This window comes from Streptomyces sp. NPDC046716, from assembly GCF_040645755.1.
Classification (GTDB): Bacteria; Actinomycetota; Actinomycetes; order Streptomycetales; family Streptomycetaceae; genus Streptomyces.
On record NZ_JBEYYU010000011.1, the window covers coordinates 96,552 to 120,003 of the forward strand.

Here is a 23,452-nt window from a genome sequence, read left to right on the forward strand (position 1 = left end):
GGTTGATCTACGTACCGTGGTCGCGGTCCGACCGGGACAATGCCTGTTGTCCGGGGCGGTTCGTGCCGCGCGGCGCGCACGCTCGTTCACCATGACGGGCGGTTGACGCGCCGCTCCGGTCAAGGGGGTTGCTCACCGGGCCACGGGCCCGGGGCGGCCGGCAAGTTCTCATCGATGGGCGAGGGGTAGGCATGACCGACACCGGTCAGGTTCCGGGCGAGGGGCTGCCGGAGAACGCAGGCGCGGTGGAGCAGCCGGGCGTTCCCGCCCCGGGTGCATACACCTACCTCGATCCCGCCGAAGTCACCGCCGAGGACGACGAACTCCTCCTGATGCCGGGCTCCCAGGGCGCGTGGGGCCAGCCGTACGACGGCCAGATCCCGGCGCCCGCCCCGCAGCAGAACTACGCCCCGGCGCCCGGCGCCCCCCAGCCGCACGAGCCCGGCCCGCACGAGATGGCCGGCCGCGACAGCGGACACCACGACATGGGCGGCATGCACCTGCAGAACCAGCCGGCCGCCGTCGGCGCGGTGAACCAGGGCCCCGCCCGCCGTCCGCTGCACATGGGCCCGCCCATGCCCGAGACCGGCGGCACCGTGCGCTCGCTCGCCGACCGCGGCCCCGCGCAGCAGACCCCGGCCAGTCCGATGCCCGTACGCCAGTCGGGTCCGCCCACCACGGGCCCCGAGTACCTCGACATCCCGCCGCAGGGTGCCGCGCCGTGGGAGCCCGCGGACGCACAGCCGCAGCCGGGGTTCGAAATGCCGCAGATCCCCGCAGAAACGGTCGTTCCGGAGGCGTACGCCGTCCCGCAGGATCCGGCCGCCGCGGCGCAGTTCGCGCCGGTCGCCGAGCCCGCCCCGGTCGGCGCCTACGCCGGCCAGGCCGAGCAGCCCGGCCACCCGGACCCGTACGGCGTGCCGCAGGAGGCCGCACAGCAGCCGCTCGGCCAGTTCGTGCCCGTCGAGGGCTTCGTCCCCACGACCCCGCACCTGGCCCCGACGCCGCCGCACGCCATGACGGTCCCGCCGATGCCGGAGCCCGTCGCCGAGCAGGCGCCCGAGCCGGCCGCCGCCCAGCCCGAGCAGATCGACCTGCCCGAGCCGGCCGCCGAGGCGGAGCAGCTCCCGCAGCCCGCCGAGCCGGTGGCGCAGGCGGAGCCGCTGGAACCGGTCGCCGAGCAGCCGCAGCAGCCCGCCCCCGAGCCGATGGCCGCGCCGGAGCTTGAGCCCGAGCCGCAGCCCGAGGCGCCGCTCGCACCGGCCTCCGTACCGGCCGAGCAGCTCCAGCAGCCGCAGCCCCTCCAGCAGCCCGAGGCCGAGGAGCAGGCGCCCGCCGAGGTGCCGGTCGCCCCGCAGGTCGCCGAGGAGCAGCCCGAGCCGATCGAGGTCGCGGCCTCGGTGCCCGCCCCGCGGGACGGCGGCCCCGCTGCGGCCCCGGCCCCCGAGCAGGCCGAGGCACCCGAGCCGGTCATGGCGCAGGAGCCCGTCGCCGACGACGAGCCGGAGCTGATCGAGGTCGCCCCGGAGCCGGTCCAGGACGTACAGCCCGTCCAGGAGGCGCAGCCCGCACCCGAGACGGAGCCCGTGCCGGAGGCGGTCGAGCCGGAGCCGGTCGGCACCGCGGCGCCCGGCTACGACGACGCCGAGCGCGAGGCCGTGCTCCGCGTGATGCGCGAGCGCCGCGACATCCGCAACGGCTTCCGCGGCGACCCCATCCCGCACGAGGTGCTGCTCCGCGTCCTGGAGGCCGCCCACACGGCGCCGTCCGTCGGCCACTCCCAGCCCTGGGACTTCGTCGTCATCCGCTCCGCCGAGACCCGGCGCACGATGCACGAACTGGCCATGCGGCAGAAGGACGCGTACGCGAAGTCCCTGCCCAAGGGCCGCGCGAAGCAGTTCAAGGAACTGAAGATCGAGGCCATCCTCGACACCCCGGTGAACATCGTGGTCACCGCCGACCCGACGCGCGGCGGCCGCCACACCCTCGGCCGGCACACCCAGCCGCAGATGGCCCCGTACTCCTCCGCGCTCGCGGTCGAGAACCTGTGGCTCGCCGCCCGCGCCGAGGGCCTGGGCGTCGGCTGGGTCTCGTTCTTCGACGAGCGCGAGATGGTCCGCACGCTCGGCCTGCCCGACCACCTCGAGGTCGTCGCCTACCTCTGCGTCGGCTACGTCGACGAGTTCCCGGAGGAGCCCGAGCTGATGCAGGCGGGCTGGTCCAAGCGCCGCCCGCTGTCCTGGGTCGTGCACGAGGAGACGTACGGGCGTCGCGCCCTGCCCGGCGAGGACCCGCACGACCTGCTCGCGGAGACCGTCTCCAACATCCGCCCGCTGGACGCCAAGGCGCTCGGCGAGGCCTGGGAGCGGCAGAAGCGCATGACGAAGCCCGCCGGGGCGCTCGGCATGCTGGAGATCATCTCCGCGCAGCTGTCCGGCCTGTCCCGGATGTGCCCGCCCCCGGTCCCGGAGCCCGCGGCGGTCGCGATCTTCGCGGGCGACCACGGCGTGCACGCCCAGGGCGTCACCCCGTGGCCGCAGGAGGTCACCGGCCAGATGGTCGCGAACTTCCTGGGCGGCGGCGCGGTCTGCAACGCGTTCGCGAACCAGGTCGGCGCCGAGGTCTGCGTCATCGACGTCGGCGTCGCCAGCGAACTCCCGGCCACGCCCGGCCTGTTGCCCCGCAAGGTGCGGGCCGGCACCGCCGACATGACGACCGGTCCCGCCCTGACCCGCGAAGAGGTCAAGGCCGCCATCGAGGTCGGCATCGAGACGGCCCGCGACCTGGTCGCGGCGGGCAACAAGGCGCTGCTCACCGGTGAGATGGGCATCGCGAACACGACCGCGTCGGCCGCGCTGATCTCGGTCTACACCGAGGTCGACCCCGCCGACGTCACCGGTCGCGGCACCGGCATCAACGACGAGACGCACGCCCGCAAGATCGAGGTCGTGCGCCGCGCCCTCGACGTGCACCGGCCCGACCCGGCGGACCCGATCGGCGTCCTCGCGGCGGTCGGCGGCCTGGAGCACGCGGCCCTGGTCGGCCTGCTCCTCGGCGGTGCCTCGCTGCGTACGCCGGTCATCCTCGACGGCGTCAGCGCCGGCGCGGCCGCCCTGGTCGCCCGCGCCATCGCCCCCGAGGTGCTCGCCGCCTGCATCGCTGGCCACCGCAGCGCCGAGCCCGGCCACGTCGCGGCCCTGAACAAGCTGGGCCTGCGCCCTCTGGTCGACCTCGACCTCCGCCTCGGCGAGGGCACCGGCGCCCTGCTGGCCCTGCCGATCGTGCAGAGCGCGGCCCGCGCGATGCACGAGGTGGCGACGTTCGACTCGGCGGGCGTCACCGAGAAGTAGCCACGCTCAACAGGAACGCCTGCCCTCCCAGCGCTGCGGGCAGGCGTTCCGCCCGGCGGAACGGGTGGGCACAGCCCTAACGGTGCCGGGTGACTGTCCAGAAGGCCTCGGCATAAGCTGGCCTCATCAGAATCTGCACGTCACAGGGCTCCAACGTCGCAGCCCCCGAGCCGCCGCCCAGGAGCCGCCCGACATGCCGTCCCCTCAGCACCCCGCATACCCGGTGGGCCTCCGCCTGACCAACCGCAGGACGATCGTCATCGGCGGCGGCCAGGTCGCCCAGCGCAGGCTGCCCGCGCTGATAGCGGCCGGCGCGGACATCACCCTGATCTCCCCGTCGGCGACCCCCTCGGTCGAGGCCATGGCCGACGCGGGCGAGATCGAATGGACCCGCCGCCGCTACGAGGAGGGCGACCTCGACGGCGCCTGGTACGTCCTCGTCGCCACGGCCGACCGCGCGGCGAACGACCTGGCCTCCGCCGAAGCGGAGCGCAACCGCACGTGGTGCGTCCGCTCGGACGACGCGGAGGCCGCCACGGCCTGGACCCCGGCCACCGGCCGCACCGAGGGCGTCACCGTCGCGGTGCTCTCCACCGAGGCCGCCGACCGCGACCCGCGCCGCACCGCCGCGATACGCGACGCGCTGGTCGAAGCCCTGCGCGACGGCACGGTCAGCGCGGAGCGCACCCGTACCCCGGGCGTCGCCCTGGTCGGCGGCGGCCCCGGCGACCCCGACCTGATCACGGTCCGCGGCCGCCGGCTGCTCGCCGAGGCCGACGTCGTCATCGCCGACCGGCTCGGCCCGCGCGACCTGCTCGACGAACTCCCGCCGCACGTCGAGGTGATCGACGCGGCGAAGATCCCGTACGGCCGTCAGATGGTCCAGGAGGCCATCAACCAGGCCCTGATCGACCACGCCAAGCAGGGCAAGGCCGTCGTCCGCCTCAAGGGCGGCGACCCCTACGTCTTCGGCCGCGGCATGGAGGAGGCCCAGGCGCTCGCCGCCGAGGGCATCCCGGTCACCGTCGTCCCCGGCATCTCCAGCTCGATCTCGGTGCCCGGCGCGGCCGGCATCCCGGTCACCCACCGCGGCGTCGCCCACGAGTTCACCGTGGTCAGCGGCCACGTGGCCCCCGACGACGCCCGCTCCCTCGTCGACTGGTCGGCGATGGCCAGGCTGACCGGCACCCTCGTGATCCTCATGGGCGTCGACAAGATAGGGAAGATCGCCGAGGCCCTGATCGCGCACGGAAAGCCGGCCGACACCCCCGTCGCCCTCGTCCAGGAGGGCACGACGGCCGCCCAGCGCCGCGTCGACGCGACGCTCGCCACGGTCGGCGAACGAGTGGTCGCCGAAGGCGTGAAGCCCCCGGCGGTCATCGTCGTCGGCGCGGTGGTCCACGAGAACCCCACACGTAACCAGCGGTAGCAAGAGCAGTACTCAACCGTTGGCACCACAACCAGAACAAGGCAGTATCGATCCGTGGCTGAACCCAGAGGTCTCATCACCATCGAGGACCCCGACGACCCGCGCCTGCGCGACTACACGGGCCTGACCGACGTGGAACTGCGCCGCAAGCGCGAACCCGCCGAGGGCCTGTTCATCGCGGAGGGCGAGAAGGTCATCCGCCGGGCCAAGCTGGCCGGCTACGAGATGCGCTCGATGCTGCTCTCCGCCAAGTGGGTCGACGTCATGCGCGACGTCATCGACGAGGTCCCCGCCCCGGTCTACGCGGTCGCCCCCGACCTGGCCGAACAGGTCACCGGCTACCACGTGCACCGCGGCGCCCTCGCCTCCATGCAGCGCAAGCCGCTGCCCACCGCCGAGGACCTGCTCACCACGGCCCGCCGTGTCGTGATCATGGAGTCGGTGAACGACCACACCAACATCGGCGCGATCTTCCGCTCGGCGGCGGCGCTGGGCATCGACGCGGTCCTGCTCTCCCCGGACTGCGCGGACCCGCTCTACCGCCGCTCGGTGAAGGTCTCCATGGGCGCGGTCTTCGCGGTGCCGTACGCGCGTCTGGAGACCTGGCCGAAATCGCTGATGTCGGTCCGCGAGGCGGGCTTCAGCCTGCTGGCGCTCACCCCGGCCGAGCGGGCGAAGTCCCTGGACGAGGTGGCCCCGCACCGGATGGACCGGGTGGCCCTGATGCTCGGCGCCGAGGGCGACGGCCTTACCACCAAGGCACTCATGGCCGCCGACGAATGGGTCCGCATCCCGATGGCCCACGGCGTGGACTCGCTGAACGTGGGAGCGGCGGCGGCGGTCGCCTTCTACGCGGTGGCGACCGGCCGCCCCGAACTCTGACCCGACAGTCCTAGCTCTCCGGCTCGGCGCCGGGCTGAGTCTGTGGCTGTGTCTGCGGCTGTGTCGCACTCGCGTGCGGCACACCGAGGTCGCCCAGGCCGCGCGACGGCCCCTGGCAGCCCTGCATGGCCGCGATGGCCAGCGCCACGAGCAGCGTCACGACCACGAACACGAAGAGCCGCTGGCCGAGCAGCCGCGGATTGGCGGGCCGCAGCCGCTTGCCCGTACCCGTCCCGTTCGTCCGCGGTGCCGGGCGTCCGGCGCCACTGCGCGGCGCGGGCCTGCTGCCCGACCGGGACGTGCTGTTGCGCGATCCGCCGCCGGTCCGGCCGTTGCTGGGCCGGGGCGTGGCCGTGCCCGGCTGGGTACGCCGCTGGGTGCGCTGCTGCTCGTGCTGCTCCTGCGAGTCGTAGGGACTGGCCATGCGCCCGGTCGGCCGGTCCTGCTCCGCGACCCGCTGGGACGGCGGGCGCGCCTCGCCCAGCCCCTGGGCTTCGCGGGCCGCGATCTCCTTGAGCCGCAGCGACAGTTGCAGCGTGCTGGGCCGCTCCTCGGGATCCTTCGCCAGGCACGCGCGCAGCAGCGGCGCCAGCGCGTCCGGCACCCCGTGCAGCTGCGCCTCCTCGTGCACCACGCGGTAGAGCATGACCTCGGAACTGCCGTGCCCGAAGGGTGAGTCGCCCATCGCCGAGTACGCGAGCGTGGCCCCGAGGGCGAACACGTCGGTGGCCGGGGTGACGGCCGCCCCGCGCACCTGCTCGGGCGCCAGGAAGCCGGGGGAGCCGACCGCGGTCCCCACGTGCGTCAGCGTCGAGGCGCCGGTCGCCCACGCGATGCCGAAGTCGATGATCCGCGGCCCCTTCGGGGACAGCAGGATGTTGGACGGCTTGAGGTCCCGGTGGACGACGCCCGCCTCGTGCACGGCGACGAGCCCCTCCGACAGCGCGGCACCCACGGCGGCGACGTCGGCGGCGGCCAACGGGCCCTCCTCCGCGACCTTGTCGTGCAGCGAGGGCCCGGGCACGTACTGCGTGGCGAACCACGGACGGTCGGCATCCAGATCGGCGGCGACCAGGCGCGCCGTGCAGCCGCCCCGGATCCTCCGTGCGGCGGACACCTCGCGCGCGAACCGCGACCGGAACTCCTGATCCTCCGCCAGATCCGGCCTGATCACCTTGAGCGCGACCCGCTGGCCCCGGCGGTCGGAACCGAGATAGACCACGCCCATCCCACCGGCGCCGAGTCGTCTGTGAAGCCTGAACGAGCCGACGACGCGCGGGTCCTCGCGCCTCAGGCGCATCATCGCCATGTTCATCCCCGCTGCTGCCCGGTCCGTCTGACGAGCCACAGCTTACGTTTCCGCGCCCGGCTGCGCGCAGAGGCCGCGCCCTCACGGCAGATTCGATTGTCAGTGCCGGGTGGGAGACTTGAAAAGTGGTCAGGGAGCGCGGGAGCAGGGCGGATCCATACCGCCCGAAATCCCAACCACCCGTCGCAGAAGGGGGATTGGGCCCATGAAGGGTGATCGCGTCGAGATAGTCGTGGACGCCGGGGACACGACACGCACGTACGAGGTGGTGGCCAGCCGCGCCGGTCGAAGAGTGGAGACGGCGGTGCGCAGGGGAGTCGTGGAAGTGAGCGAAGTCACCCGGTCCGGCTCCGTGGTGCGCACCGCGCGCTTCATGGCGACCCGGGTGCTGGCCCTGGTCGAGCAGCCGGTGCCGCGCGAGGAGGCGGCCGAGCGGGAGGCGCGGACGGGCCGTTCCCTGGGGGAAGACCCCGAGACCGCGTAGCCCCACGGGCCACCGTCTCCACCCAGGGGAGTACACGAGGCGGAAGCGGTCATCCTCCGGGAGGCCCGGCAATCGGTACGAGGGCATGACGACCGGGACGCGCGGCGCCCATAGATTTGAGGTCAAGCGGCGGGTGCAGCACTCGTCCCCCGAGGTCACGTGCCCGCCGCTGCAAGCTCCACAGAACAACTGGATTTCGACCGGGAGGGGAGAGGGCCATGGCGGACACGGCATCGCGGACGACTGCGTTCCGCACGCGGATCGGCCGGGCCGGCCTGTTCGGCGGCCCTGCCACCGGCCGGCGCCACCCGCTGGTGGCCACGGCCATGGTCCTCCCTCTCGCGGCCCTGCTCGTCGTCGTCTTCGGCGGCTGGGACGCGATGGTCACACAGGCGTCGTCCGTGGGCGTGATGCTGGGGCGCTGAGCGGCGCCTCCAGACCCGGAAGAGCGGTCCGGGCGGGGACATCCGGCCATGAAACCCCGTGGGGACGGGGGTGCGGCGGACGGCACAAATACTGCGCGCAGCTGGGGAGCTGCGCGCAGTATTGCTTTTCCGGCCCCCTTGTCCGGTTTTCCGGATCCCTTTCCCCGGGGCACGCGCGGGGGCCGGGAGCCGTAGGCTCGGCGCGACCACGCACCACACCCGGGGGCCCCGTGACCACCTCCACACCCATCCTTCCCGAGCTGCGCGCCAGGGCCCGGACGGCTGCCCATCCCACCGGCATCGCCTGCGTCTGCGGCGCGACCACGCTCGCGGACCGCCCCGACGGCGCCGTCGTCCGGCACGGCGACACCGTCGCGAAGGCCCATGGCCCCGGCACGGACCCCGCCGACCTCGACCGCCGTCTCGCCGTGGCCGCGCACCCCGCCCTGACCGGCGTACTCCTGCCGCCGCTGCACCCCGCCGCGGCGCACCTGCACGACCGCCTGGTCACGTTCTGGCCGTACGGCACCCCGGTCGCCCCCGACCACCCCGAGCGGGCACCGTGGGAAGCCGTGGGCACCCTGCTGGCCCGCCTCCACACCGTCCCGGCCCACCGGCTGCCCGCGGAGCTGCCCGCGATGCGGGGCCCGCGGAAGGCGGCCGCCGCGCTGGCCCGCCTGCGCGCCGCGGCCCCCGGCCACCCGGCGGCGGGGCCGATCCTCGCCGCCTGGCGCACCCTGCCGCCCTGGGCCCGCGCCGAGGCCCCCTACGACCACGCCCGCGCGCTCTGCCACGGCGACCTCCACCTCGGCCAGCTGGTCCGCCATCCGGCCGACCCGGCGGCCTGGCTCCTCATCGACATCGACGACCTCGGACTCGGCGACCCCGCGTGGGACTTGGCCCGGCCCGCCGCCTGGTTCGCCTGCGGTCTGCTGCCCGCCGAGGACTGGACGCGCTTCCTGTCCGCCTACCAACGCGCGGGCGGCGCGAAGGAGCTGAGCCTCGACGATCCCTGGCCCGCCCTGGACGTACCGGCCCGCGCGCTGACCGTGCAGACGGCGGCGCTCGCCGTGGCGAAGGCCACCGGAGCGGGCCGGGCGCTGGACGAGGTGGAGGAGGCGGTGGTCGACGCGTGTGCCCGAATGGCATCGGTGCCGCCCCAGTTGGGGAGCGATCCGGCCAAGTAGGGTGCGGGGGACGGAAGCCGGGAAGTGTTCCGGCGAAGCAGCACCGACCGGCGAGGAGTTGAGCCGACCATGCAGTGTCCCAAGTGTCACGCACCGATGCACACCTACAACCGCAATGGCGTCCAGATCGAGCAGTGCAGCGGTTGCCGCGGGATATTCCTGGACTACGGCGAGCTGGAGTCGCTGACGCGCCTCGAGTCCCAGTGGCAGCAGCAGGTCCCGCCGGCCCCGCCCGCTCCACAGGCGTATCCCGCCGCCCCGGCCCCGGCCTGGGGCGCCCCGCACCACGGCGGTCACCACGGGCACCACGGCCACCACCAGAAGAGCTTCGGCCGGATGCTGTTCTCCTCCTGAGCCCTGACACACGAAGAAGCCCCCGGTCACGAGGACCGGGGGCTTCTTGCTGGTGCGCGATACTGGGATTGAACCAGTGACCTCTTCCGTGTCAGGGAAGCGCTCTCCCGCTGAGCTAATCGCGCGGGACGGGCCAGACTCTATCAGGCGCCGCGAGGGGTACTGCCGGGTACTACCAGGTGCTGCGTGCGCGATACTGGGATTGAACCAGTGACCTCTTCCGTGTCAGGGAAGCGCTCTCCCGCTGAGCTAATCGCGCGGGACGGATCGGATACGAACCGGAGTCCGAAGATCCAGTGCGCGATACTGGGATTGAACCAGTGACCTCTTCCGTGTCAGGGAAGCGCTCTCCCGCTGAGCTAATCGCGCATGGAGGTGGAGACGGGATTTGAACCCGTGTAGACGGCTTTGCAGGCCGTTGCCTCGCCTCTCGGCCACTCCACCAGGAGCGTAGGGGTTTGGGAAGATCCCCCACATCCTGAGCGAACGACCGGGTTCGAACCGGCGACCTCAACCTTGGCAAGGTTGCGCTCTACCAACTGAGCTACGTTCGCGTGTCTTTCCGATTCGCTTGCGCGTCCCGGCGACGTGTTGAACTCTAGCGGATTCCCGGGGGAGGTCCAAAACGCGTTTGCGCAGCGTGCTGCGGTGCCGCCCCGCGGTGATCACCGGTATGACCGGCGGACCGATCACCGGACCGACCACCGGACCTCCACCCCAGGTCACCGCCCGGTCACCCGCCATAGACTCGAAACCGTGCACGGTTCCCCCTCTCTGTCTCCCCTCGCCCGCTTCGGCGAACTCCTCGCGACCGAGCTCCTGGACGTCACCGACGATCCGGCGGCCCTGGACTCGGCGGGTTTCTGGGCGGTCTCCGCGGACTTCGAGGGGCGCCTCGTCTGCGCCCGCTTCGGCGAGGTGCGCAGGGAACCGGTGCCCGCACCGCGGCCCGGGGCGTGGCGCGGCCCCGCCGCGACGGACTGGGTGTCGTCCCTCGACCACGCCGCGTACACGGAGGGCGTGCGCCGCATACGCGACCGCATCGCGACCGGCGAGGTGTACCAGGCCAACCTCTGCCGCGTACTGTCCGCGCCGGTGGCGCCGGACGCCGACGTCGACGCCCTCACCGCTCTCCTCGCGCGCGGGAACCCGGCCCCCTACGCGGGCACGATCCGGCTCCCCGGCCACGGGGTGGAGATCGCGACCGCCTCGCCCGAGCTGTTCCTGAGCCGCCGGGGCCGGGTCGTGGAGTCCGGCCCCATCAAGGGCACCGGCCGCACCGAGGCCGACCTCCTGGAGAAGGACTACGCCGAGAACGTGATGATCGTGGACCTGGTCCGCAACGACCTGGGCATCGTCTGCGCCACGGGCACGGTCTCCGTGCCCGACCTGTGCGCGGTCGAGAAGCACCCGGGCCTCGTCCACCTCGTCTCCACGGTCCGCGGCGAGCTGCGCGAGGGCGCAGGCTGGCCCGAACTGCTCGCGGGCACCTTCCCGCCCGGCTCCGTCACCGGCGCCCCCAAGTCCAGCGCGCTGCGGATCATCGACGCGCTGGAGACCGCGCCGCGCGGCCCCTACTGCGGCGGGATCGGCTGGGTCGACGCGGACCGGGGGACCGGGGAACTGGCCGTCGGGATCCGCACGTTCTGGATCGACCGCGCCGCGGGCCTGCTGCGCTTCGGCACCGGCGCCGGCATCACCTGGGGCTCCGACCCCGAGGGAGAGTGGCGGGAGACCGAACTGAAGGCGGCCCGACTGCTCACGGTAGCGTCGGGAACGTACGCCGGCGCCTAGGGCGTGTTCTGAAAGTCCCGCCTGCCCTGCGACGCCCGGCACGCACGCTCGCGGCGTTGCCGAAACGCCCGCATAGCTCCGCTATGAGGACGCTCCGGCGCCTTGCGATCGCACGCACCGGACGCCGCAGGGCCCGCCCTTCGGGCAGACGACGGGACTTTCAGAACACGCCCTAGGGCGTCGCTCGTATCCGCACCGCACGACGAGAGGCAAGGCCCGTGAAGATCTGGCTCGACGGCCGTCTGCAGGACACCGAGGAGGCGCGCGTCTCCGTCTTCGACCACGGGCTCACCGTGGGCGACGGCATCTTCGAGACGGTGAAGTCGGTCGACGGCACGCCGTTCGCGCTCACCCGCCACCTCGACCGGCTCACCCGCTCCGCACGCGGCCTCGGCCTGCCCGAGCCGGACCTCGACGAGGTGCGCCGGGCCTGCGCCGCGGTGCTCGCGGCCAATCCGCTGCCGCTGGGCCGGCTGCGGATCACGTACACCGGCGGCCTCTCGCCGCTCGGCTCGGACCGCGGGGAGGCGGGCACGACGCTCGTCGTGGCGCTCGGCGAGGCCCCGCGGCGCCCCGACACCACCGCCGTGATCACCGTGCCCTGGACCAGGAACGAGCGGAGCGCCCTCGCGGGCCTGAAGACCACCTCGTACGCGGAGAACGTCGTCGCGCTCGCCCGCGCCCGTGAACTCGGCGCTTCCGAGGCCCTGTTCGCGAACACCGTGGGGCAGCTGTGCGAGGGCACGGGCTCCAATGTGTTCGTCGTCCTCGACGGTGAGATCCACACCCCGCCGGTCGCCTCCGGCTGCCTCGCGGGCATCACGCGCGCCCTCGCCGTCGAGTGGACGGGCGCCCGGGAGACCGAGCTGCCGCTGTCGGTGCTCGCCGAGGCCGACGAGGTGTTCCTGACCTCGACGCTGCGCGACGTCCAGGCCGTGCACCGGATCGACGACCGGGACCTGCCGGGCGCGCCGGGCCCGGTCACGGCGAAGGCGATGCGGGTGTGGGACGAGCGAGCCGCGGACGGCATCGATCCGTGAGCGCCCCGTAAAACCGCTGTCGCTCCGTCCGCACGGATGGGTACAACACCCGTGATGACCACGACCCTGCGGCCGACCGAGCCGCTTCAGCGCACCGCCGAGGGGAATCGTTCACGCCGTTTCGCGGTGTGCGTGAACAGCCGGCCCGTGGGCACCCTCCACCTCGCCACGCACCCCGCCTTCGGCCCCTCCGTCGCCCAGATCCTCGATCTGCGCATCGACGAACCGGACCGGGGGCGCGGCCGCGGCACCGTCGCCGCGCTGGCCGCCGAGGAAGTGGCCCGCGGCTGGAACTGCCGCCGCCTCGAGGCAACCGTCCCCGCGGACCAGTCGGCCCTGCTGCGGCTCGCCGGCGCGCTCGGCTACGTGGAGCGCAACCGGAACATGGCCAAGGCCCTGCCGCGCCGGCCTCCAGTGCTCCCGGCGGGCAGCGCGGGGCGCCGGATGACGGAGGCCGAGTACGGGCCGTGGCTGACCAGGGAGAAGGCGCGCTACGAGCGCACCGTCGTCGAGCGCGGCGCCACGGAGCGCGACGCCCGGGAGAAGTCCGAGCGCGACCACGCGGCGCTGCTCCCCGAGGGCATCGGGACCCCGGACGTCCTGATCAGCGTCCTTGAGCACCACGGGGAGACGGTCGGCACGCTGTGGGTGGCCCAGCGCTCCGCAGGCTTCGAAGGGGCCTACATCTACGACATCGAGGTGGCCGCCGACCACCGGGGCCGCGGCCACGGCCGGGCCCTGATGCTGTACGCCGAGGCCGACGCGATCGCCGCGGGCGCCACCCGGATCGGCCTCAACGTCTTCGCGGACAACACCCCGGCGCTGCGGCTGTACGAGTCGCTCGGCTACGGGCCGACCCGCCACCACCTCTACAAGCAGCTGCTCTGACCAGGACCTAGGCGCCGAGCAGCCCGTCCGCGATCGCCTCGATCTGCGCCCGCAGCCCCGCCTGGTTCTTGCTGCCGTCCAGCATCTTCCCGTCGATCTCGTACGTCGGGGTGCCCTTCACGCCGATGACCTTGCCCTCGGCCTGGTCGGCGTCGACGATCAGGATGTGCCGGCCGTCGATCAGCGCGGTGTCGAACTCCTCGGCGTCCAGGCCGAGTTCGCCCGCGACCTCGACGAGGAACGGCTCGCCCTTCGCGGCGAACTCCTCGACCCGGCCGAGCACCGCCTCCACGTACGGCCACCCCTTGCCCTGCACGAACGCCTCCTCGGCGGCCTGTGCCCCGGCGAAGGAGTGCGGGTGCTTGTCGAGCGGGAAGTGCCGCAGCCGGATCTGGAGGCGGTCGCCGTAGCGTTCCCGCAGGGCGCGTACGTCGTCCAGGGCCGTGCGGCAGTCCGGGCACTGGAGCTCGCACCACACGTCGAGGACGGGGGCCGGGTTCGGGGCGTTCATGGGCCCAGTCTCCCAGGCCCGCGGAGTTCGGGCCCACTCGGACCTGCGGAGGAGACGGGACCCGGAGATCTCCCTGAGGTCCGTCCCGGCCGTGGCCCCGGGCCCCGGGGACGGTGCAGGATGGAAGGGGCGAACCAGCCCCGATGCCGACCGATTGCCCGAGCCCAGGAGGACCGGATGATAGCCGAGACCGTCTGCTCCGCCGTGTCCGTGGCGGGCCTGGGTATCGCCGCGGTCACCGCGTACCGCAAGCGCTTCCTCGCGGCCGCCCGGCTGGCCGCCTACTCCCTCGTCCCGCTGGGTCTCGTGATGACCGGCGCGGTGCAGTGGGTGGTGGACACGGCGTTCAGTCCGACCGCGTGGGCCGGGTTCGGCGTGCTCGGCGCGGCCTGGCTGATGTTCATGGGGACCCGGGCGGTCGAGCGCCGCTCCGGGGGCACCCGCAAGGAGCGCAGGGCGGCGGCCAGGGCGGAGCGGCGTGAGGCGGCCGCCCCGGACGCGTCGGCCCCCTCGCTCGGCCCGGGCACCCGCACCGCCCCCGCCGCGCAGCAGAAGCCGGCGGCGCGGTCCGGCGGGGCCGACGACTTCAGCGACATCGAGGCGATCCTGAAGAAGCACGGCATCTGAACGCACGTACGACGAGCTTCCCGCATTCGTTCAGATGATCGTGTGCGTGGTCACAAGATCCGGCGAACTGCCCGTGATACCACGCATGTTGGCCCCCTGGCGCCGTCCGCCTGCGTCATCATCACGACGAGATGCTGGACACACCGCAGCTGGACGAACAGCTGACCGCAGAGAAGGACCGGGAGGCCCCGCCACCCGTCCCCGTGACCCCGAACCCCGACACACCGCGCGGCTGCCTCTTCGCGCTCTCCCAGCCACCACTGATGATCTTCCTCTCGGTGATCGGCTGTCTGCTCCTGCTGGCCGCGCTGCACGACCTGCTGCTGCTGTGAGCGGCGCGCTGCCCGGGCTCAGCCCGCGGCCTCCTTGCGGCGTGCCCGGTACGCGGCCACGTGCAGCCGGTTCCCGCAGGTGCGGCTGTCGCAGTAGCGGCGCGAGCGGTTGCGGGAGAGATCGACGAACGCGTGCCGGCAGTCCGGCGCGTCACAGCGCCGCAACCGCTCCTGTTCCCCGGCGACCACGAAGAAGGCCAGAGCCATTCCGCAGTCGGCCGCCAGGTGGTCCGCGACGGACGCACCGGGCGCGAAGTAGTGCACGTGCCAGTCGTAGCCGTCGTGGTCGGTCAGGCGCGGAGTGGTGCCGGCGGCGGCGATCAGGTCGTTGATCAGCTCCGCCGCGGCGCGCGGGTCGGGCGCGGCGAAGACCGCGGCGAACCGGTCACGCACCGCACGCACCGCGGCGAGGTCACGCTCCGCGACCGTCCCCACATCGCTGATCTCGTTCTTTCGTACGAAGACTTCGAGCGCGGGGACATCGGTGAGCCGGTCGGCCGTGCCGGCGGCGTCGTCCGGTGCGGTGTTCACCAGATCCACCACGGTGTCGAGCGCACACCGGGTGTCGTGGGTGATCAGCACGATTCGCTCCCTGGCCTGGGGGTCGGGCCTGCGCCCGCCGATGCTGGCCGAGCCTAGCGCCTGGACCTGTCGACAGGGCACGGAGCGCACCCGGGCCGCCGCCGTGGGAGGTCCCACGGCGGCGGCCCGGCTGTCTGCCATATGCGGTTGTCCTGCTGTGCTTGAACCCGTGCCGTCTCCCCGAGTGGACGGCACGGGGCGCCCTCGCACTGCCTGACGCCGGCTGGGTACCGGCGCGGGGACCGTCTCGCGGCTAGCTCTCCGCGAGGATGTGCGACAGCTCCTGGTCGAGATCGAAGTGACGATGCTCCGTGCCGGGTGGCACGGCGGCGTCCGTCCGCTTCAGGAAGGACTCGAGGGCCCGCGCCGGGGCTTCGAGCAGGGCCTCACCCTCGGGGGAGCTCAGGGCGATGCAGACAACGCCCTGCCCGTGGCTGCGGGACGGCCAGACTCGGACGTCTCCGGTGCCGGTCGGCCGGTGAAGGCCTTCGGCGAGGAGATCGCGGGCGAAAACCCACTCGACCGTCTCCTCTGCTCCGGTGTGGAAGGTGGCGTGCACGGCATACGGATCGGCCGTGTCATACCGCAGTCCTGCGGGTACAGGCAGTGAGGACTCGCTCGACACAACGAGGCGCAGGTGCAGCTCGCAGCTGACCGTGGTGTTCATAAGCGCCAGGGCCTTTCGCTCAGTGTGCGCTCGGGGATTCGCACGTCGGCGAAATCGACATGCCACCTACGGTGCCGTTGTAAACCCCTCTGAGGGTTTTAAGCGTGTTTAGGTAGCTCGTACGGCGGAGTCTTTCTTGTGCGGGAACGGCCATTCCAGTGACGTGAATCAATCCGGTAGGTTTGGCTGTATGAATACGGGGAGTGACGAAGCGAGCGGTCCGGCCGCCGCCACCGACGAGACCGGATCCGAGCCGGGGCCGAAGCCGCTCGGCTCGCGGGCGCCGGAGTTCATCCAGGCCCGCAGGGCGCTGCACCTGAGCTGGCAGGTCGGTGTCTTCGTGGTGGGGCTCGCGGTGGTCGTCGCGGGCATCATCATGCTGCCGCTGCCGGGCCCCGGCTGGCTGGTGATCTTCGGAGGCATGGCGATCTGGGCGACCGAGTTCGTCTGGGCGCAGCTCGTGCTCCGCTGGACGAAGCGCAAGGTCACCGAGGCCACGCAGAAGGCGCTCGATCCGAAGGTGCGCCGGCGGAACATCATCCTGACCACCGTCGGTCTGGTGATCATCGCCGTGTTCGTGGGGATCTACGTGTGGAAGTTCGGCCTGGAGATGCCGTGGAACATCGAGCAGTGACCCGGAGCTGATCCGGGGCGGCGCGGGGTGGTCTCGGGACCCCCCTGACATGGGGTAATGTTCTTCCTGCGCCCGGGCGATTAGCTCAGTGGGAGAGCGCTTCGTTCACACCGAAGAGGTCACTGGTTCGAACCCAGTATCGCCCACCCGGAACCGAGGGCCCCGGAGACATCAGTCTCCGGGGCCCTCGGCGTTTTCGTGTGCGCGGCCGTCCGGCCGGTCGGACAGCCGCGCAACGGTTCAGTACCTGGCGCGCGCCCCTTCACATGCGTTTTCGAAGCGCTTCGATCGAATCTTTGCCGGAACCGTTGACGCGCCTCCGTGCCGTCTCTACCTTTGCCCGGCAAGCGCTTACCTAAAACGATTCAATGCGCAGGTGGAGGGGCGAACTGTGCCTAGGAACAGGGATCTTGACCGGCGTGGCCTGCTGAAGGTCACGGGGGCGTCGGTCGCGGCGCTCGGCCTGACGGCGGCCGGCTGCGGAGGCGGGGACGGCGGCTCGGGCGGTGGGCCGGTGGAGCTCCGGTACGCCTGGTGGGGCGGCGAGCCGCGGGCCGTCGCCATCCAGAAGACCATCAAGCTCTTCGAGAAGAAGTACCCGAAGATCAAGATCAAGCCCGAATTCACCGATTACGAGGCTTTCTGGGAGAAGTTCCAGACGCAGGCCTCCGGCGGTAATCCGCCGGACGTATTCCAGAATTCGGTCGCGTTCCTGCGCAAGTACGACAAGCGCGGTGTGCTGATGGACCTCAAGTCCCAGGCGGACGCGGGGAATCTGAGTCTGAAGAACTTCCGGAACGGTGTCCTGACAGCCGGTCAGGTGGACGACGGCAAGCAGGTCGGGATTCCGGTCGGCGCCAACACCATGTCGCTCGTCATCGACCTCAAGGTCTTCAAGAAGGCAGGGATCTCGCCCGAGTTCGGCTGGACCTGGGACGAGTACTTCAAGGCCCTGCAGAAGATCCAGGACACCCAGAAAATCGCCGGCGACACCGGCTACTTCAGCATCATGTACCTCTACGACCTGTATCTGCGGCAGAACGGAAAGGCGTTCTTCACCGACACCGAACTCGGCTTCACCGAGGACGATCTGACGCAGTGGTGGGCCGACGGCCTCAAGCGCGTGAAGTCCGGGCTCGTCGCCGACCCGAAGAAGATCGAGCAGGCCAAGCCCGCCTCAGGCCTCTCCAAGGGGCTCGCCGCGTCCGAGTTCACCTGGGACAACTTCTCCGTGCGCTACGAGGGCGAGGGCGACTCCGACTACGGGCTCGCGCCGATCCCCACCACCGACGGCAAGGACACGGGCCAGTACCTCGGCTCCCTGATGCTGAGCGCCTTCAGCGGCACCAAGCACCCCAAGGAGGTCGCCCAGTTCATCGAGTTCATGGTCCACGACCCCGAGGTCGGCAAGATCATGGGTTACGACCGCGGCATCCTCGCCACCACCGAGCAGTACGACGCGTACAAGCCGGCCGACAAGACCAGCCAGGGCATCGCCGACTACGAGGACGAGGTCGCCGAGGCCGGTGTCCTCGGGAAGATCACCCCGCACCCGTCCGGCGCCGATGTGACCGAGGCCGCCTTCCTGCGTCTGGGCGGTGAGGTCGCCCAGGGCAAGACCAAGCCGGCCGCCGCCGCGAAGCAGCTGTTCTCCGAGGCCAAGGCCGCGTTCGCGGGCTGAGGGGACGTACCGCCATGACGCTCGTCAAGGAAGCGCCCGTGCGCCCGGCGAAGAAGCGGCCCGCCGCTCCGGTCGCCGGGCGGCGCGGGCGGCGCCGCGAGAACCTCGCCGGCTATCTCTTCATGTCGCCGTGGATCGCCGGATTCGTACTGCTCACCGCGGGGCCGATGATCGCCTCGCTGTACTACGCGTTCACCAGCTACAACCTGTTCACGCCACCGCAGTGGGTCGGCCTGGACAACTTCACCACCATGTTCCAGGACCCCCGCTGGCAGAAGTCGGTGCAGGTCACACTGAAGTACGTGGTCGTCGCGACGCCGCTGAAACTGCTGCTCGCGCTGGGTGTGGCGCTGCTGCTCGCCCAGAAGCGGCGCGGTCAGGGGCTGTACCGGGCCGCCTTCTACATGCCCTCGCTGATCGGGGCGAGCGTGTCGGTCGGCTTCGTATGGCGGGCCCTGTTCTCGGACGACGCCGTCGTGGACCGTACGCAGAAGATATTCGGGCTGGACGTCGGCGGCTGGATCGGCAATCCGGACTACGTCATCTACGCCCTGGTCGCCCTGAGCATCTGGCAGTTCGGCGCTCCCATGGTCATCTTCCTGGCCGGGCTCAAGCAGGTGCCGCAGGAGCTGTACGAGGCCGCGGCGATGGACGGCGCCGGCCCCTTCCGCAGGTTCTGGAACATCACGCTGCCGATGATCTCGCCGGTGCTGTTCTTCAACGTCCTGCTGGAGTCCATCCACGCGTTCCAGGTGTTCGGCTCGGCCTACGTCGTCTCCGACACCCGGTGCGGACCGGCCGACGCCACGCTCGTCTACACCTGTTACCTCTACCAGAAGGGCTTCAAGGAGTCCCAGATGGGCTTCGCCTCCGCGATGGCGTGGACGCTCGTGGTCGCGGTCGCGCTGGTCACGGCGGTCCTGTTCTGGTCGCAGAAGAAATGGGTGCACTACGAAGAGGGCGCGGAGAGCGCGGGAGCCGCCAAGTGACCAGTGTCAGCACGCCAGTTGTCCGCGCGGCCGGTGAGCGGCGACGCTTCGGCTCCTACGCCTGGCACCTCGGCGCACTCCTGGTGCTCGCCGTCGTGCTCTACCCGGTGATCTGGGTCATCGGCGCCTCGTTCAAGCCCAGCAGGACGATCATCGGCGGGCTCGACCTCTTCCCGGCCGAGCCGATCGTCTCGAACTTCTCCGGGCTCGCCGACGGCATCTCCGGTATCTCGATCAGCAGCTTCTTCCTGAACTCGCTGACCTACTCGGGCCTCGCCGTGGCCGGAGTCGTGCTCTCCAGCTCGCTGACCGCCTACGCCTTCGCCAAGATCCGGTTCGCCGGACGGAACCTGCTGTTCACGCTGATGATCGGCACCCTCCTGCTGCCGTACCACGTGCTGCTCATCCCGCAGTACGTGATGTTCCGCAAGCTGGAACTCATCGACACGATGGTGCCGCTCGTCGCGGGCAAGTTCCTCGCGACCGAGGCCTTCTTCGTCTTCCTGATGGTGCAGTTCATGCGCGGGCTGCCCAGGGAGCTCGACGAGGCCGCCAAGCTGGACGGGTGCGGCCATCTGCGGACCTACTGGTCCATCGTGCTGCCCCTGAGTCGGCCGGCCGTCATCACCAGCGCCATCTTCACCTTCATCAACGCGTGGAACGACTTCATGGGGCCGCTGATCTATCTCAACAGCCCCAGCAAGTACACCGTCTCCCTCGGCCTGATGATGTTCCGCGACCAGGAGGGCATCTCGAACTACGGCGGGCAGGTGGCCATGTCGCTGGTCGCGCTGATCCCCGTCATCGCGTTCTTCGCCGCCTTCCAGCGGTACCTGATCGACGGCATGGCGACCTCGGGGCTCAAGTGAGGAGCGCCGCCCCCATCGAGTCCCGGCGCCGGGCCGGGTTCGGTGTCTTCGCCGAATGCCTGCTCACCGGGGTGTGGATCGCGCTCGCGTCGCTGCCCGTCGTGACCGCTCCGGCCGCCTTCGCGGCCGGGGCCCGGCACCTGCGCCGCCAGCTCACCGGGCACCGGGGCGGCCTGCGCGAGTTCGTCGCCGATTTCCGCTGCGCGGTACGGCACGGCTGGCTGGTCGGGGTCGCGGGCGTCGCGGCCTGGGCCGCCGTCTGGATCGACCTGCGCGTCGCCCGCGCCGGGCTGCCCGGCGGACGGGTGGCCGCGGCCGTCGGCCTGTTCGCACTCCTGGCGTGCGCCGTCGCGGTGCTCCGGGCCGCCGCCGTCTGGACCCCCGGGACGCCCTGGCGGCCGCTGCTCGGCGCGGCCGCGCGGCGCACCGTCCGCGGTCCCGGCGGCTCCCTCCTGCTGGTGTGCGGGATCGCGGTCACGGTCCTGTGCGCCGGGTTCGTCCCGCCGCTCGCCGTGCCGGTGCTCGGCATCCTCATCGCGGCCGCGGTCGCCGTGGAGGAACGCGGCCGCGCCACCCGCTGACGCCTCTCGCCTCAGTGAACTCCCTTCTCGTACAGCACCTTTGGCATGCACGGAAAGGAACAACGATGTCCCCCGTCTCTCCCGGGTTCCCCCGCAGATCCCTCCTCAAGGCCGCCGCGGTCGCCGGCGCCGCCGCCCAGTTCAGCTGGGCGCTCGGCAACAGGCAGGCACAGGCCGTGCCGGCCGCCGATGGCCCGGCCGAACGGGGCGCCGGGCCCGTCACGCTCGGCTGGCTGGAGGACGGCGGACTCGGCGCCGCCCCCGGCTCCACCGTCGGGGTGCCGTGGCCGAAGGGCGCGTACGACAAGGGGCAGGAGTTCGCCCTCACCGACGCCGACGGCAAGAAGGTGCCCGTCCAGACCTGGCCGCTGGCGCAGTGGCCGGACGGCTCGCTGAAGTGGACCGCGCACGCGGTGGGCCCGGGCGCCGGTGACGGCAAACTCACCCTGGCCGCCGGGCAGGCCGCCGCGCCCGAGAAGAAGGTCCGGGTCGCGACGAGCGGCGGGACCGTCACCGTCGACACCGGCGTCGTCGTGACGAAGCTCGGCAGGAGCGGATCGAGCCTGGTCAAGACCGTGACCCGCGGCTCCACCGAGATCGCCAAGGACGGGCGGCTCGTGCTGCTGCGCCAGGGCGAGATCGAGGACGGCGACCAGGGCGCCGCGACCTACGAGCGGTTCGAGAGCGTCATCGAGGAGACGGAGGTCGAGCAGGACGGGCCCGTGCGCGCCGTCGTCCGCGTCGACGGCAAGCACCGCAGGGGCAAGCGCAGGTGGCTGCCGTTCTCCGTCCGGTTCTACTTCTACGCCGGCGCCGAGTCCTTCCGCATGGTGCACACCATCACCTACGACGGCACCCAGGAACCCGGCAAGGCGTCCGGCGACTTCATCCGCGGGCTCGGCGTCCGCTTCACCGTGCCGATGCGCGACGCGGCGTACGACCGGCACATCCGGATCGGCGGCGAGGGCACCGGCATGATCCGGGAGGCCGTCCAGGGCATCACCGGGCTGCGCCGCGACCCCGGCGCGGCCGTGCAGGCCGCCCAGTTCGCGGGGGAGAAGCTGCCCGACCCCTCGACCTGGGACCAGCGCGTTACGACCCGGCTCCAGTACATCCCCGAGTGGGGCGACTACACCCTGTCGCAGCTGTCGGCGGACGGGTTCACCCTGCGCAAGCGCACGAAGAAGGGGCACGGCTGGATCGCGGCCGGGGGCGGGCGCCGGGCCGACGGGTTCGGCTACCTCGGCGGACCGAGCGGCGGATTCTCCTTCGGCCTGCGCGACTTCTGGGAGAAGCACCCCGCCGGGCTCGACATCCGGGGCGCGCAGACCGACGAGGCCGAGGTCACCCTGTGGCTCTGGTCGCCGGAGGCGCAGCCGATGGACCTGCGCTTCTACCACGACGGCATGGACCAGGACACGTACGCGGAGCAGCTCGAGGGCCTCAACATCACCTACGAGGACTACGAGCCCGGATTCGGCACCCCGTACGGCATCGCGCGCACCAGCGAACTGCTGTTCTGGGCGAACGACGCGACCCCGACGCCCGAGGCGCTCGCCCGGCAGATCGAGGCCGTGCGCACCCTGCCCCAGCTCACCGCGCCGCCGAAGCAGCTCATCGGGGCCGGCGTCTTCGGCCCGGGCCTGTACGCCGAACCGGACCGCTCCACACCCGCCAAGGCCAAGATCGAGGACCACCTCGACTTCCTCTTCACCTACTACAAGGACCAGGTGGAGATGCGGCGCTGGTACGGCTTCTGGGACTACGGCGACGTCATGCACTCCTACGACCCGGCCCGCCACCAGTGGCGCTACGACGTCGGCGGCTACGCCTGGGACAACTCCGAACTCTCGCCCGACATCTGGCTGTGGCTCGCCTATCTGCGCTCCGGCCGCGCCGACATCTTCCGCTTCGCCGAGGCCATGACCCGGCACACCGGCGAGGTCGACGTCTACCACCTCGGCAAGTGGGCCGGCCTCGGCACCCGGCACGGCGTGCAGCACTACGCGGACTCCGCGAAACAGCAGCGCATCGCCAATACGACGTACCGCCGCTACTACTACTTCCTCACGGGCGACGAGCGTGTGGGCGACCTGATGCACGCCAACGTCGACTCCGACGAGACGTTCCTGGTGCTCGACCCGCTGCGCAAGGTCAGGACCGACACCGACTACGTGCCCGACCGCAACGCCCTGTCCATCGGCTTCGGCACCGACTGGAGCGGGCTCGTCTCGGCCTGGCTCACCGAGTGGGAGCGGCGCGGGCCCACGTGGGAGAAGGCGCGCGACCGCGTCCTGTCCACGATGGAGACGATCGCCGCGCAGCCCAACGGATTCGTGCAGGGCAGCGGGCTCTACGACCTCGACACCGGGAAGTTCGCGATCGCCGACGAGCCGGTGGTCGGCGTCTCCCACCTGTCGGCGGTCTTCGGCCTGAACGAACTGTGCGCCGAGCTCATCGACCTCGTCGACATGCCGGAGTTCGAGGAGGCCTACTACGACTACTGCCGCTACTTCAACGCGAGCAAGGCGGAACAGGCGGCCCGCTACGGCACCAACTTCGGCTCGCTGCTGCTCTTCCAGGGGCACTCCCGGCTCGACGCGTACGCCGCGGTGCGCACCGGCGACGAGAAGCTCGCGGCCCGCGCCTGGGAGAAGTTCTACAAGAGCGACGGCTACACCGAGTCCTCGCCGTGGAAGACGGAGAAGGTCGACGGGCCCGTGACGCTCGTGGCCGGAACCGAGGCGAACTGGGTCTACACCAACGACACCGCCCTGTACGGGCTCGCCGCCATCGAGAACCTCGCCCTGCTCGGGGACAAAATGCCCTGATCCCGG

Annotated in this window: 22 protein-coding genes and 6 tRNA genes; 19 read left to right on the forward strand and 9 right to left on the reverse strand. The window is 71.7% G+C overall.

Going from position 1 to position 23,452, the window contains the following annotated elements:
* Positions 1-191: 191 nt before the first annotated feature.
* From cobT to ABZ930_RS11405, 3 genes are all read left to right on the forward strand, one after another.
* Entirely contained in the window at positions 192-3,350 is a 3,159-nt protein-coding gene (cobT, locus tag ABZ930_RS11395) for a nicotinate-nucleotide--dimethylbenzimidazole phosphoribosyltransferase (protein WP_361545196.1), read from the forward strand.
* 193 nt (positions 3,351-3,543) lie between these two features.
* A complete protein-coding gene (cobA, locus tag ABZ930_RS11400; protein ID WP_361545199.1) occupies positions 3,544-4,779 on the forward strand; it encodes a uroporphyrinogen-III C-methyltransferase in 1,236 nt (411 codons plus the stop codon).
* Positions 4,780-4,833: 54 nt separating this feature from the next.
* On the forward strand, positions 4,834-5,661 hold the full coding sequence (locus tag ABZ930_RS11405) for an RNA methyltransferase (protein ID WP_361545202.1): 828 nt from the start codon (positions 4,834-4,836) through the stop codon (positions 5,659-5,661).
* Positions 5,662-5,671: 10 nt separating this feature from the next.
* Here ABZ930_RS11405 and ABZ930_RS11410 read toward each other — a convergent pair whose 3' ends face one another.
* Positions 5,672-6,976 (reverse strand): serine/threonine-protein kinase, encoded by a 1,305-nt coding sequence (locus tag ABZ930_RS11410; RefSeq protein WP_361545361.1) that lies wholly within the window; start codon positions 6,974-6,976, stop codon positions 5,672-5,674.
* A 199-nt stretch (positions 6,977-7,175) separates the two neighbouring features.
* Between ABZ930_RS11410 and ABZ930_RS11415 the strand changes: the two genes are divergently transcribed.
* The 4 genes from ABZ930_RS11415 to ABZ930_RS11430 all read left to right on the forward strand — a co-directional run bounded on the left by ABZ930_RS11415 (position 7,176) and on the right by ABZ930_RS11430 (position 9,420).
* Positions 7,176-7,454 (forward strand): hypothetical protein, encoded by a 279-nt coding sequence (locus ABZ930_RS11415; RefSeq protein ID WP_353941394.1) that lies wholly within the window; start codon positions 7,176-7,178, stop codon positions 7,452-7,454.
* Between the two features lie 218 nt (positions 7,455-7,672).
* Positions 7,673-7,879, forward strand: a complete 207-nt coding sequence (locus ABZ930_RS11420) for a hypothetical protein (protein WP_361545205.1) — start codon at positions 7,673-7,675, stop codon at positions 7,877-7,879.
* A 230-nt stretch (positions 7,880-8,109) separates the two neighbouring features.
* Positions 8,110-9,066 (forward strand): aminoglycoside phosphotransferase family protein, encoded by a 957-nt coding sequence (locus tag ABZ930_RS11425; RefSeq protein WP_361545208.1) that lies wholly within the window; start codon positions 8,110-8,112, stop codon positions 9,064-9,066.
* A gap of 69 nt (positions 9,067-9,135) precedes the next feature.
* Positions 9,136-9,420, forward strand: coding sequence for a zf-TFIIB domain-containing protein (locus tag ABZ930_RS11430; protein WP_361545211.1), 285 nt, complete (start codon positions 9,136-9,138; stop codon positions 9,418-9,420).
* A gap of 50 nt (positions 9,421-9,470) precedes the next feature.
* Here the strand turns inward: ABZ930_RS11430 and ABZ930_RS11435 are convergent.
* The 5 genes from ABZ930_RS11435 to ABZ930_RS11455 all read right to left on the reverse strand — a co-directional run bounded on the left by ABZ930_RS11435 (position 9,471) and on the right by ABZ930_RS11455 (position 9,974).
* Positions 9,471-9,545: transfer RNA gene (locus ABZ930_RS11435), tRNA-Val, on the reverse strand.
* Positions 9,546-9,607: 62 nt separating this feature from the next.
* A tRNA-Val gene (locus ABZ930_RS11440) sits at positions 9,608-9,679 on the reverse strand.
* A 38-nt stretch (positions 9,680-9,717) separates the two neighbouring features.
* Positions 9,718-9,789 (reverse strand) — tRNA-Val (locus ABZ930_RS11445).
* Between the two features lies 1 nt (position 9,790).
* Positions 9,791-9,864, reverse strand: a tRNA-Cys gene (locus ABZ930_RS11450).
* A 37-nt stretch (positions 9,865-9,901) separates the two neighbouring features.
* Positions 9,902-9,974: transfer RNA gene (locus ABZ930_RS11455), tRNA-Gly, on the reverse strand.
* Between the two features lie 202 nt (positions 9,975-10,176).
* Between ABZ930_RS11455 and ABZ930_RS11460 the strand changes: the two genes are divergently transcribed.
* From ABZ930_RS11460 to ABZ930_RS11470, 3 genes are all read left to right on the forward strand, one after another.
* Positions 10,177-11,214: a chorismate-binding protein gene (locus ABZ930_RS11460; protein ID WP_361545213.1), complete on the forward strand. Its 1,038-nt coding sequence runs from the start codon at positions 10,177-10,179 to the stop codon at positions 11,212-11,214.
* 218 nt (positions 11,215-11,432) lie between these two features.
* Entirely contained in the window at positions 11,433-12,254 is an 822-nt protein-coding gene (locus tag ABZ930_RS11465) for an aminodeoxychorismate lyase (protein ID WP_361545216.1), read from the forward strand.
* 54 nt (positions 12,255-12,308) lie between these two features.
* Complete coding sequence (locus ABZ930_RS11470; protein WP_361545219.1) at positions 12,309-13,142, forward strand: GNAT family N-acetyltransferase; 834 nt, start codon at positions 12,309-12,311, stop codon at positions 13,140-13,142.
* A gap of 7 nt (positions 13,143-13,149) precedes the next feature.
* Here ABZ930_RS11470 and ABZ930_RS11475 read toward each other — a convergent pair whose 3' ends face one another.
* Complete coding sequence (locus tag ABZ930_RS11475; protein ID WP_361545222.1) at positions 13,150-13,653, reverse strand: DsbA family protein; 504 nt, start codon at positions 13,651-13,653, stop codon at positions 13,150-13,152.
* Between the two features lie 177 nt (positions 13,654-13,830).
* On the opposite strand from ABZ930_RS11475, the gene ABZ930_RS11480 reads away from it, so the two are divergent.
* Both ABZ930_RS11480 and ABZ930_RS11485 read left to right on the forward strand, forming a co-directional pair.
* Positions 13,831-14,280 carry a hypothetical protein gene (locus tag ABZ930_RS11480; protein ID WP_361545225.1) on the forward strand — a complete coding sequence of 150 codons (450 nt, stop codon included), beginning with the start codon at positions 13,831-13,833 and terminating at the stop codon, positions 14,278-14,280.
* A gap of 131 nt (positions 14,281-14,411) precedes the next feature.
* The gene (locus ABZ930_RS11485) at positions 14,412-14,612 is read left to right on the forward strand and encodes a hypothetical protein (RefSeq protein WP_361545228.1); all 201 of its coding nucleotides are present in this window, start codon (positions 14,412-14,414) and stop codon (positions 14,610-14,612) included.
* 18 nt (positions 14,613-14,630) lie between these two features.
* On the opposite strand, the gene ABZ930_RS11490 is transcribed toward ABZ930_RS11485, so the two are convergent.
* On the reverse strand, positions 14,631-15,194 hold the full coding sequence (locus ABZ930_RS11490) for a CGNR zinc finger domain-containing protein (protein ID WP_361545230.1): 564 nt from the start codon (positions 15,192-15,194) through the stop codon (positions 14,631-14,633).
* A gap of 253 nt (positions 15,195-15,447) precedes the next feature.
* Positions 15,448-15,861: an SsgA family sporulation/cell division regulator gene (locus ABZ930_RS11495; protein WP_004002642.1), complete on the reverse strand. Its 414-nt coding sequence runs from the start codon at positions 15,859-15,861 to the stop codon at positions 15,448-15,450.
* Positions 15,862-16,051: 190 nt separating this feature from the next.
* On the opposite strand from ABZ930_RS11495, the gene ABZ930_RS11500 reads away from it, so the two are divergent.
* The 7 genes from ABZ930_RS11500 to ABZ930_RS11530 all read left to right on the forward strand — a co-directional run bounded on the left by ABZ930_RS11500 (position 16,052) and on the right by ABZ930_RS11530 (position 23,446).
* Positions 16,052-16,495 carry a TIGR02611 family protein gene (locus ABZ930_RS11500; protein ID WP_361545233.1) on the forward strand — a complete coding sequence of 148 codons (444 nt, stop codon included), beginning with the start codon at positions 16,052-16,054 and terminating at the stop codon, positions 16,493-16,495.
* A 74-nt stretch (positions 16,496-16,569) separates the two neighbouring features.
* A tRNA-Val gene (locus ABZ930_RS11505) sits at positions 16,570-16,641 on the forward strand.
* Positions 16,642-16,886: 245 nt separating this feature from the next.
* Positions 16,887-18,176, forward strand: a complete 1,290-nt coding sequence (locus ABZ930_RS11510; RefSeq protein ID WP_361545236.1) for an extracellular solute-binding protein — start codon at positions 16,887-16,889, stop codon at positions 18,174-18,176.
* A 14-nt stretch (positions 18,177-18,190) separates the two neighbouring features.
* Positions 18,191-19,165, forward strand: coding sequence for a sugar ABC transporter permease (locus ABZ930_RS11515; protein ID WP_361545239.1), 975 nt, complete (start codon positions 18,191-18,193; stop codon positions 19,163-19,165).
* Complete coding sequence (locus ABZ930_RS11520; RefSeq protein WP_361545242.1) at positions 19,162-20,034, forward strand: carbohydrate ABC transporter permease; 873 nt, start codon at positions 19,162-19,164, stop codon at positions 20,032-20,034. The genes ABZ930_RS11515 and ABZ930_RS11520 overlap by 4 nt, the downstream gene beginning before the upstream one ends.
* Positions 20,031-20,615 (forward strand): hypothetical protein, encoded by a 585-nt coding sequence (locus ABZ930_RS11525; protein WP_361545245.1) that lies wholly within the window; start codon positions 20,031-20,033, stop codon positions 20,613-20,615. Before ABZ930_RS11520 ends, ABZ930_RS11525 begins: the two co-directional genes overlap by 4 nt.
* A 65-nt stretch (positions 20,616-20,680) precedes the next feature.
* The gene (locus tag ABZ930_RS11530; RefSeq protein WP_361545247.1) at positions 20,681-23,446 is read left to right on the forward strand and encodes a Tat pathway signal sequence domain protein; all 2,766 of its coding nucleotides are present in this window, start codon (positions 20,681-20,683) and stop codon (positions 23,444-23,446) included.
* Positions 23,447-23,452 lie beyond the last annotated feature (6 nt).

Excerpts from the sequence above, each read along its gene's own strand:
- ABZ930_RS11430 (WP_361545211.1), top strand. The coding sequence starts at position 9,136 with ATGCAGTGTCCCAAGTGTCACGCACCGATGCACACCTACAACCGCAAT.
- ABZ930_RS11470 (WP_361545219.1), top strand. The coding sequence starts at position 12,309 with ATGACCACGACCCTGCGGCCGACCGAGCCGCTTCAGCGCACCGCCGAG.
- ABZ930_RS11415 (WP_353941394.1), top strand. The coding sequence starts at position 7,176 with ATGAAGGGTGATCGCGTCGAGATAGTCGTGGACGCCGGGGACACGACA.
- ABZ930_RS11515 (WP_361545239.1), top strand. The coding sequence starts at position 18,191 with ATGACGCTCGTCAAGGAAGCGCCCGTGCGCCCGGCGAAGAAGCGGCCC.
- ABZ930_RS11480 (WP_361545225.1), top strand. The coding sequence starts at position 13,831 with ATGATAGCCGAGACCGTCTGCTCCGCCGTGTCCGTGGCGGGCCTGGGT.
- ABZ930_RS11500 (WP_361545233.1), top strand. The coding sequence starts at position 16,052 with ATGAATACGGGGAGTGACGAAGCGAGCGGTCCGGCCGCCGCCACCGAC.
- ABZ930_RS11495 (WP_004002642.1), bottom strand. The coding sequence starts at position 15,861 with ATGAACACCACGGTCAGCTGCGAGCTGCACCTGCGCCTCGTTGTGTCG.
- ABZ930_RS11530 (WP_361545247.1), top strand. The coding sequence starts at position 20,681 with ATGTCCCCCGTCTCTCCCGGGTTCCCCCGCAGATCCCTCCTCAAGGCC.
- ABZ930_RS11410 (WP_361545361.1), bottom strand. The coding sequence starts at position 6,976 with ATGAACATGGCGATGATGCGCCTGAGGCGCGAGGACCCGCGCGTCGTC.
- ABZ930_RS11485 (WP_361545228.1), top strand. The coding sequence starts at position 14,412 with ATGCTGGACACACCGCAGCTGGACGAACAGCTGACCGCAGAGAAGGAC.
- ABZ930_RS11475 (WP_361545222.1), bottom strand. The coding sequence starts at position 13,653 with ATGAACGCCCCGAACCCGGCCCCCGTCCTCGACGTGTGGTGCGAGCTC.
- ABZ930_RS11420 (WP_361545205.1), top strand. The coding sequence starts at position 7,673 with ATGGCGGACACGGCATCGCGGACGACTGCGTTCCGCACGCGGATCGGC.
- cobT (WP_361545196.1), top strand. The coding sequence starts at position 192 with ATGACCGACACCGGTCAGGTTCCGGGCGAGGGGCTGCCGGAGAACGCA.
- cobA (WP_361545199.1), top strand. The coding sequence starts at position 3,544 with ATGCCGTCCCCTCAGCACCCCGCATACCCGGTGGGCCTCCGCCTGACC.